This is a genomic window from Atopococcus tabaci DSM 17538 (genome assembly GCF_000429585.1).
GTDB lineage: Bacteria > Bacillota > Bacilli > Lactobacillales > Carnobacteriaceae_A > Atopococcus > Atopococcus tabaci.
In genome coordinates this window covers 1-5,887 of the sequence record NZ_AUCD01000096.1, presented here as the reverse complement: position 1 = coordinate 5,887, position 5,887 = coordinate 1, and the positions used below count along the sequence as shown (strand labels likewise).

Here is a 5,887-nt window from a genome sequence, read left to right as displayed (position 1 = left end):
GTGAATATATCGACCAGTCTAAATATACAAAAGCTTGCGAAACATTGGATAATGGCTTTGAAGATGCCTTTCAATACACGGTTATCGGAAGTGGCCACAATCGGCTAAAAAGCACCAACCTTCTTGAACGACTGAACCAGGAAGTCCGCAGAAGAGAAAAGATTATCCGGATTTTTCCCAACCGAGCGTCCGCCAATCGATTAATTGGAGCTGTCCTTATGGACCTTCATGATGAATGGCTTAGTTCTACAAGAAAATATATTAAGTTTGATCAATGAGAGACCAGTAAAACATTGTATAGTATTTTACACAGGATTATGGACTTGACTGATTATGGACTTGACTAAGTTATGACTACATAGAGTAAATTTTAAAATAGTCTTATCTTAATAACACTTACTTTTATCTCCACACATAATATTTTTATTTATTATATGAGTACTTTAAGAATATATATTATATACTGAGGGTACATAATAATTATAGACAGTAATGATTATATTGAAGACCTAGTATGGTTTGTAAGGCGAACACAGCGATTAAAGATACAGATAACCCAGAACAATTAAAAAGGTATATATTTTAGGAGTCAACACTGATATCACATAAAAAGAGGGGCGAACGTATATGAGTAAACATGAAAAAGACTGGTCACCAGAAATTAGAAAGATCGTTGATAACATGTCCACAGAAGAATTTGTAGACATGATAGATGACATCTATCAAACAGGAGATCAAGCTCAAAAAGATCGCATTAACAAATTTATTGAAGATGGAAAGGACGAGAATATCTCCCATGGCAAGAAATAAATATTTAAACCAAACTTTTCGTGTGCCTATTTTTGGTACACCCTAAATCGACATAAAAACAATAAATATATCTCATATTTATATGAGATATGATTATGTACCATGAGGTGGATTTCTAAGGGACTGAGAAATGTATTTTTATAAAGTGCACATCGTCTCTATCCAACTAACAATGTAAAATAGGAATTAGAAAACATTAGGCATTCTCAATTGTTGTAGAAAGGAAAGGTATATCAATATTGCGTAAGAAAACAAACATTCGACAAACAATCATCTGGACAGTAAGCATCCTTATTGCTATGGGTCTGGGGGCTTGGTGGATTTTGGAACTGGAAGTTCCTCAAGAAATAGAACTGGATGAGGTTCCTCGCCTTAATGCGAGAACGGTAGATCGTGTGGGACTGATTTTGCCTATTTCGGTAGAAGATCCAGGAATGGCTGACGCCGGCGCTACCTGGTACTTAAATTGGAGCCACGAACCGCACAAGGGGGTAGACATGGAGTTTGTTCCACTTGTCTGGGGCTATCCTGGAGACGAGCAAATAAGTATGGAATCTTTTAGCGAAATCGAACAGATTATTCGAGAGAATCCAGAACAATACCCCGATGACACCTTATTCTTAGTCGGTAACAAAATCAGTCTTTTCAAACAATCTATCTTAATCCAATGAGTCTTAAAGTCATAGATATAAACAATTTTATTGAAAATATCGGCATTTGCAAGAATATAGAATAGAGAATAGAGAATAGAGACTACCGATCGAAATCAATGCGGTTTGTATTATCATTTTCTAATAACTCAAAATTTTCTCAATTATCTAAGAAAAAAAGAGTTCACTTTACAATAATAATGACCTCTTTTTTATCTTATGAATGAATTTCCACTTCTTTTGCAAGAGCTAAACAGCCTAAAGTTCCAGCATTGTCTTCTAATTCAGGTGTAACGATATAATTTGTCAAAGAAGGTGTTTTTACATATCCCTGCATCAAATTTTCAAATGCTTGTTGGACTTTTTTAATCATATGATGTTGTTTCATTACTCCACCACCAAAAATTATGACGTCAGGAGAAAGCATCAACGTTGTATTATAAGCACATTGAGCAATGTAGTAAGCCTCTATATCCCATAGTTCATCATCTTGCTGGATATTCTGTCCTTTTTTCCCTGTTCTTTTTTCAATAGCAGGACCCGCAGCCATTCCTTCTAAGCAATTGCCGTGGAATGGGCAATTGCCCGTAAATGAATCTTTTTTGTGGGGCATTACCATCATATGTCCCATTTCCGGATGACTGAATCCTTCAACAAACCTGCCGTTTTGCAGAGCTCCGCCACCAATTCCAGTTCCAATTGTGTAATAAACAACACTGGATAACCCTTTTCCTTTACCAAATGCGTATTCTCCATATGCTGCAGCATTCACATCAGTTGTCCAAGCAATTGGCAGAGAGAAATGTTCTTTCATTGCTCCAACAAAATTAAAGTTTTGCCAAGAAGTTTTCGGTGTAGTTGTAATATACCCATAAGTTAAGGAGTCTTGATCAACATCGATGGGGCCAAAAGAGCCTATGCCAATACCCTTTAACTTATTTTGATATACTTTAAAAAATCTTATCACCAGTTCCATTGTTTCCTCTGGAGTTGTTGTAGGAAAACTCACTCGTTCAATGATTTCTAAGTCCTCATTAGCGACGGCACAAACAAATTTTGTGCCACCTGCTTCTATTGATCCGTACATTTTTTTCTCCTCATTTTCAGACTTCATCTATTCGTAAAAAATCTATTTCATATTTTACTGCAGTACTCTTTACTTCTTCGCTGGTTAAGAAAGAAACTTGGAACGCTCTTTCTGTCACTACCGAGGAACTTTTTATTAAAGGTGCATCAATAAACCCAGGGTGGTAAACTATCATAGGAATCTCAGCTTCTTTATTATCCAAAACAGTACTGAAAAAGGAGTCGTAAAGTACTTCCTCATCCTTCCCATTTTCAACTTGCATTTTAATGCCTTGATTATTCAGAAGGATCGTTCCACTTTTGACGTTGACGTCAACAAACAAAATTTCATTCTGTTCTGCTACAGCCTTTGCAGCAGAAAGAAAATTGGGATTTAATACAGCGTGGATATCGATATAGTGCGGAGCAAATCCTGTTATTTCTTTAAACCGATTGACTTGATTTTGAACCTCTAAAACAGCCTCATCGATATTTACAAAGTCTTTTACTGAACTACGATAGACGGCTGATTTTTTAAATTGTTTTTCTTCTATCAATGCGGGAACCTCTTCTATAGATGAAATCGGTTCTCCAGCACTGATATTTGCATGCAGCCCTAAACAGATATTATCATTTGCTATCAAATCATAACCATGTTTAGCGTACGGCATGTTGACCATCAAGCCTACATTATTAACTATACCTTGCTTAACAGCTTTAGCTATTCCATAATTGACTGCTTCTGAATACCCTAAGTCATCAGCTCTTACTATTACGTTCATAACATTACTCCTTTTCGAAAGTTCTAGAAAAAAATGTAGAAATATCATTCCATGCCATTTCTGACTTTTCAGAATTAAATTCTTTAAACCACTTATGAGTAAATCCATGATGACAATTTTCATACATTTTATAGAAAACTGTACTACCTGCATTTACTGCTTTAGTTACAAACTCCTCTTCTTGTTTCCTTAATGGATCATACTCAGCAGAGAGCATAAACGTTTCTGGTAAAAGCGATAAATCATCGTTTATCTGGGATGCTAACGGCTCTTTGGCTTTTTTCAAATCTGTAAGGTACCACTCCACGTACTGGGTCAATCGTTCTGTCGCATGACTTTTTGTAACTATAAACTCTTCTAAATCAACTATGGGATAATCTAAAACCATACTGGTAAAATCGATTTTATTAAGTTCTTTGTCTAGTAATGATAGGGAACATGCAATACTTGCTCCTGCACTATGTCCCAAAATAGAGATTTTTCCTGGATTTAGTTGCATATCTTCTGCTCGTTTTTTGATTTCTAGGATGACATCATAGGTGGAATAAATCGCACTGGGGTATTTGAATTCAGGAGCTAAACAATAATCAATATTTATGACTGCACAATGACAGTTATCAGCAATCGACTGACAGTAAATTCCGTCCTGTTCACAATACCCAAGAACGAAACCACCACCGTGAAGATTGATAACAATTGGCAGATCATGGTCATAAATATAATCTATAGGCCTGTAGATATAACAATCAACGAACCCTGCTTCTTTCGTGCGAACAGAAAACTTATCAAAATTCCCCTTTAACTTCTCATCGATAATATAGCCATAGTTGTTTTTTTCTTTTTCTTTTCGATAGTCATAAATAGCTAAATCTTTTTCCAACAAAGTATTTCACCTACTCTTTTCACATTGTTTTTTTAACCAATTTATAACTAGAGGGATCCACATGCTAACTTCTAAGCTGATATCCTCTTGACTACTAGCGTATAAATCCGTTGCCAAAGATAAGCCATGTTTCCCTTCTTCAAATAAATGGTATTCACAGTTAATTTGTTTCTCTTGCATACTGAGCACAAATTTTGTAGCATTTTGAGGATCAATCACCTCATCCGTTCTTGTAGTCCAAATAAATGTAGGTGGAGTATGCTGATTTACCGAAGAGACCATGTCTAGTTTCTCAAATTGCTTTTCAGTAGGTTTAATTGTCCCATAAAGACAGTCATAGATATACTTTGTCTGGTGTCTGATCGAATTGTTATCCGCAGTATTCGACAAAATATATTCTTCTATATCTCCTTTGAGCATTGGATACCCTAAGATAGTCCCCTTTGGTTTTAACTCATCTTTTTGAGGAACAAAAGAAAGCTGTTCCATGAGTTCTTTATCTTTCCACCTGTTTCCTAATGAAGCTGCTATATGCCCTCCAGCAGAAAATCCTAAAATAAAAATATTTTCCTTATCAATATTCCATTCCTCTGCATTTTGATGAATCAAATGCATGGCTTCCATCAGTTCAATGATTTGTTGGGGATACTTAGCATTCCTATTTATTGGAGGAACTGCTTTTAAGTCAACCATCCTCTCCTTAAAATAAGTAGAATATTTCAAAACAAAAGAATGGTATCCTTGAGACATAAATTCTACGGCGACTGCTTCTCCCTCTTTGGTGGCAGTTGTCAGATAGCCTCCGCCCGGACAAATAATTATTGCAGGACGCTTCTTTTTTACTTTATAAGAGATTTCACCATCCAAAATATAAGTTGATAGAATAGCAGTTTTCTGTTTGTTTAAGTTTATTTTTTTATGAATCACATGAACACTCCCATTAAAAAATGTTGAACAAATTAGTTAAAAGACCCCCAGATAGGTTTAAAACTTCTGGGGGTCTTTTTATCACTATACTATATCTACTTTGCTAAAAACGAGAACATGTTATCCATCATTTTATCCCAGAATAAAACGTCATGTCCGCCAGACTCTTCAATAAATTCTACTGGTATATTATTCTCTTTTAATATGTTTATAAAATCCACATCATTATCATAAACTAATTCATCTTCCTGTCCGCAACAAATGAACATTTCAGGAATTTCTTTTCCTTCGTTTTTTGAAGCAAGTATGGCTGTTTCTGGATGATTTATAGAGTTTAAATGCGTTTCTCGATCGCCAAACAGTCCGTCTAGAAACTCTTGAGTAAAAGCACTACTTCCGTTATCCAATATTTTGTAAAAATCAAAACCAGGTGACATCATTGCAATTTTACTAAAGGATTCACTATTCTTCAATCCGTTGACCAATGCTGTATGTGTCAATACTTTGGCGGAAACTTTTCTCTAGAGATGGTAACTCTTCAATTTTAATATTAAAATGGCTCGTTCTGTGTGTTTCATTACCCAAACATTTTCTTCAGTTGTCCCATTGGACTTGATGTGGAACTATAATTAGCTATTTCACCTATTTTAACCCCTATAGAAGGACGATGAATCTTTTTCAAAACAGCTCTAACAGCCCCTTTAAATTCAGGGACAATGGTTTGTTCAAATGCAGGTAGTTCCGCTCTCAAAGCTTCTAAAAGCGTTCCG

The 5,887-nt window shown here is 35.5% G+C and carries 8 protein-coding genes and 1 pseudogene; 3 read left to right on the top strand and 6 right to left on the bottom strand.

The genetic code is table 11. The annotated features are described in order from the left end of the window. From G470_RS0111000 to G470_RS0110990, 3 genes are all read left to right on the top strand, one after another. The coding region (locus G470_RS0111000; protein ID WP_205617932.1) for a transposase at positions 1 to 278 on the top strand (278 nt) is incomplete at its 5' end. 349 nt (positions 279 to 627) lie between these two features. Then, a complete protein-coding gene (locus tag G470_RS0110995; protein ID WP_028274843.1) occupies positions 628 to 810 on the top strand; it encodes a hypothetical protein in 183 nt (60 codons plus the stop codon). A gap of 239 nt (positions 811 to 1,049) precedes the next feature. Further along, positions 1,050 to 1,481, top strand: coding sequence for a lysophospholipid acyltransferase family protein (locus G470_RS0110990; protein ID WP_028274842.1), 432 nt, complete (start codon positions 1,050 to 1,052; stop codon positions 1,479 to 1,481). Positions 1,482 to 1,677: 196 nt separating this feature from the next. Here the strand turns inward: G470_RS0110990 and scrK are convergent, their stop codons facing one another. The 6 genes and pseudogenes from scrK to G470_RS14585 all read right to left on the bottom strand — a co-directional run. Next, a complete protein-coding gene (gene scrK / locus G470_RS0110985) occupies positions 1,678 to 2,547 on the bottom strand; it encodes a fructokinase ScrK (RefSeq protein WP_035445619.1) in 870 nt (289 codons plus the stop codon). Between the two features lie 16 nt (positions 2,548 to 2,563). Then, complete coding sequence (locus G470_RS0110980; RefSeq protein ID WP_028274840.1) at positions 2,564 to 3,307, bottom strand: ChbG/HpnK family deacetylase; 744 nt, start codon at positions 3,305 to 3,307, stop codon at positions 2,564 to 2,566. 4 nt (positions 3,308 to 3,311) lie between these two features. Further along, the gene (locus G470_RS0110975; protein WP_169720337.1) at positions 3,312 to 4,187 is read right to left on the bottom strand and encodes an alpha/beta hydrolase; all 876 of its coding nucleotides are present in this window, start codon (positions 4,185 to 4,187) and stop codon (positions 3,312 to 3,314) included. A 9-nt stretch (positions 4,188 to 4,196) separates the two neighbouring features. Beyond that, on the bottom strand, positions 4,197 to 5,117 hold the full coding sequence (locus G470_RS0110970) for an alpha/beta hydrolase (RefSeq protein WP_028274838.1): 921 nt from the start codon (positions 5,115 to 5,117) through the stop codon (positions 4,197 to 4,199). A 95-nt stretch (positions 5,118 to 5,212) separates the two neighbouring features. Then, positions 5,213 to 5,590, bottom strand: a complete 378-nt coding sequence (locus G470_RS0110965; protein WP_156908085.1) for an alpha/beta hydrolase — start codon at positions 5,588 to 5,590, stop codon at positions 5,213 to 5,215. Between the two features lie 104 nt (positions 5,591 to 5,694). After that, a pseudogene (locus G470_RS14585) lies at positions 5,695 to 5,887 on the bottom strand (hypothetical protein); the annotation flags it as partial.